At 59.4% G+C, this 2713-nt stretch carries 3 protein-coding genes; 2 read left to right on the top strand and 1 reads right to left on the bottom strand.

What is annotated here, in order from left to right; all coding sequences use genetic code 11:
* Positions 1 to 106 precede the first annotated feature (106 nt).
* The gene (locus HT737_RS09260; protein ID WP_182402310.1) at positions 107 to 1468 is read right to left on the bottom strand and encodes a carbohydrate porin; all 1362 of its coding nucleotides are present in this window, start codon (positions 1466 to 1468) and stop codon (positions 107 to 109) included.
* 299 nt (positions 1469 to 1767) lie between these two features.
* Between HT737_RS09260 and HT737_RS09255 the strand changes: the two genes are divergently transcribed.
* Positions 1768 to 1998 carry a VF530 family DNA-binding protein gene (locus tag HT737_RS09255; protein WP_041068262.1) on the top strand — a complete coding sequence of 77 codons (231 nt, stop codon included), beginning with the start codon at positions 1768 to 1770 and terminating at the stop codon, positions 1996 to 1998.
* A 1-nt stretch (position 1999) separates the two neighbouring features.
* A complete protein-coding gene (locus HT737_RS09250; protein WP_182402308.1) occupies positions 2000 to 2638 on the top strand; it encodes a Pr6Pr family membrane protein in 639 nt (212 codons plus the stop codon).
* The last annotated feature ends 75 nt before the right edge of the window (positions 2639 to 2713 follow it).

Genomic DNA, 2713 nt, shown 5'->3' with positions numbered 1-2713 from the left:
CTGTGGGAGCTGGCTTGCCAGCGATGGCGGAGTGTCAGCGACGATAATGGCGAATGTGAAATCGCATCGCTGGCAAGCCAGCTCCCACAGGTTTCTTCAGTGTTTTTTAGAACGACGACTGGATCTTGATCCCCGCGATCAGCGCGTCATCGACGTCGTTCACGCCACCGGGATGGCGGATGTACTGCAGGTTAGGGCGCACGGTCAGCCAGTTGGCGAGGTGCACGCCGTAATACAGTTCGGCGCTGTATTCGGTGTCCTGCGGTGGCAGGAAGGACGGGTCGTCGTAGTCGTAGACCGCCTGCGCCTGATTGCTCGCTTCGGCGTTTTTGCGGAAGGCCGGGTTGACGTGCACGCGGGCCAGGGCGAAACCGATGTCGTCCTTGGCGCGGGCATCGAACGGGCCTTTGTAGACGACGCCGGCCTGCACGTAGTTGTCGATCGCGTTGGTTTTCTTGTCGTGCATCGTCGCGTTGGCGAACACGCTCAAGCCGCGCGAATGATCGCTGGCAATGCTGGTGACTTGCTGCTGCGCGCCGAACCACACGCCGTGTTTGCTCGACGCGCTGCGGTAGGCTTCGCCGCTCAGCGCGGCAGGCTGGCCGTTCTGGTCTTTATAGACGTCAGAGGCCTTGGCGCTGCTGTAGTAGTAACCGGCGCGGTATTCGCCCGGCAGACCATTGAGCTTTGGCGTCCACACCAGCTCCACCGGCAGCACGGCGCCCTGGGTGCCGCTGCCGCTGAGTTTGAAACCGTTGCCGCGATCGAGGTTCGACGGGTTCTGCTCGTAAGCGCCGACCTGCGCGTACAACTCTGGGGTCAGGTGATATTTGACCCGCAGCGCCCACTGGCTGACTGGCCAGTTGTACCAGATGCCGCCGACCCAGTTGCCGACCTGCGAACCGCAGAACGCCAGGTTCTGGAAGTCGCACGCGAAGCTGTTGAAGTCTTCGCCTTCACCGAAACGGCCAACCTTGATGTCGAGCTTCTGGTCGAAGAATTTCTGCTGGTACCACATCTGCGTCAGGCGCGTGGTCTGGCCACGGCCCCAGACTTCCTGAGCCGAAGTGAAGCCGCCCACGCGTGGATCGTTGATCCGGTCGTTGCTGATGTTGTTGCCGCTGCGCTTGGTGAGGGTCAGCTGAAACTCGGCATCGTCCCAGCCGAGGATTTTTTGCAGGTTCAGGTGCGTGCCCAGACCGAACTGATCGCTGTAGCGCGCGGTGTGATCGTGGTCATAGCCGCCGTGCAGGTTGCTGCCCATTTCGCCGGTGTAATCGAGTTTGAAGTCGTAGCCTTTTTCCGCGAGTTCGCTACGGGTGCCGTTCCAGTCACCGAGCATCCACGGTGAGTCGCTGTCGAAGGCGGGGGTCGCCTGGGCACAGGTGACGAAGCCGAGCGCGGTGCAGCCACCGATCAGGCGCAGGGCTGAGATAGCGCTGTCTCGGGAGAAGGAAAAATCAGGCATGGATCAGTCTTTTTTGATGTTTTCTGGGGGTAAACCGAGCGCTTCAATTTGACGCAGGCAGTGAAGCGATTCAGCTGAAGGGCGGCAGGATAAAGATCTGTAACAAAAAGACAAAGGGCTTTTGCAGACATGCAGCGTTTCGGATTCGGTAACAGTGCGTCAAACGGGCGCATTGTGGCGCGGATCACTGGCTGCGATCTTCTCCGGTTGGCCTACATTTGATGCTAGGCCTTCCACCTGACCGGCCCCTCGGCTAAGGTGCGCGGCTTGTGCATTTTCACTCCGTCCAAAGGCTTGGCATGAACGACCACTCTCCTGATCCGCTGCATGGCGTCACCCTCGAACAGATCCTCAATGCGCTGGTGGCGCATTACGAGTGGTCGGGGTTGGCCGAGCGTATCGATATCCGCTGCTTCAAGAGCGATCCGAGCATCAAGTCGAGCCTGACGTTCCTGCGCAAAACGCCTTGGGCACGGGAGAAGGTCGAGCGCTTGTACGTGAAACTGATGCGCACCAAGCGACCGCTCTGAGATGGACGCCGTTATGCGGCGACGCCTGATCACGGTCATCGCCAGCCTCGGTTGGGCCGGGCTGAGCATTCAGCTGTACCTGATTTTCCTCGCACGGCTGAGTGTCGACGCCAGTCTGCTGGGCGGGCTGGTGAGTTTTTTCAGCTACTTCACCGTATTGACCAACACCCTGGTGGCGGCCGTGCTGACCTGCGCGGTTACCCGGCGTGAATCCGCCGCGCAACGCTGGTTTCTGCAGCCGTGGGTCAGCAGCGGGATTGCCGTGAGCATCGCCGTGGTCGGTCTCGCCTACAGCATTCTGCTGCGGCATTTGTGGCATCCGCAGGGCTGGCAGTTTATCGCTGACGAACTGCTGCACGACGTGATGCCGCTGCTGTTTCTCGGCTACTGGTGGTTTTGCGTACCCAAAGGCACGTTGCGCCTTTGGCACCTGCCGCTGTGGCTGATTTACCCATTGGTGTATTTCATTTACGCGTTGCTGCGCGGGCATCTGCTCGGTGCGTATGCGTATCCGTTCATTGATGTGGCGCTGCTCGGTTATGCACAGGTGTTCATCAATGCCGGGGGGATATTGGTGGGGTTTGTGCTGATTGGCTTGCTGGTGATCGGCCTGGATCGCTGGAGATTTGCACGAAGTTAAAGCACCTGTAGGAGCTGCCGCAGGTGCGATCTTTTTGACGTTGATTGTTCAAAAACAAAGATCAAAAAGATCGCA

The sequence above is a fragment of the Pseudomonas sp. MD195_PC81_125 genome, from assembly GCF_014060985.1.
In the GTDB taxonomy this organism is placed as follows: Bacteria; Pseudomonadota; Gammaproteobacteria; order Pseudomonadales; family Pseudomonadaceae; genus Aquipseudomonas; species Aquipseudomonas parakoreensis.
Note: the sequence above shows the minus strand (reverse complement) of the source record. Positions and strands in the feature narration are given on the sequence as shown.

Bases quoted from the DNA above. Each gene is read 5' to 3' on its own strand.
- HT737_RS09260 (WP_182402310.1), bottom strand. From the start codon at position 1,468: ATGCCTGATTTTTCCTTCTCCCGAGACAGCGCTATCTCAGCCCTGCGC.
- HT737_RS09255 (WP_041068262.1), top strand. From the start codon at position 1,768: ATGAACGACCACTCTCCTGATCCGCTGCATGGCGTCACCCTCGAACAG.
- HT737_RS09250 (WP_182402308.1), top strand. From the start codon at position 2,000: ATGGACGCCGTTATGCGGCGACGCCTGATCACGGTCATCGCCAGCCTC.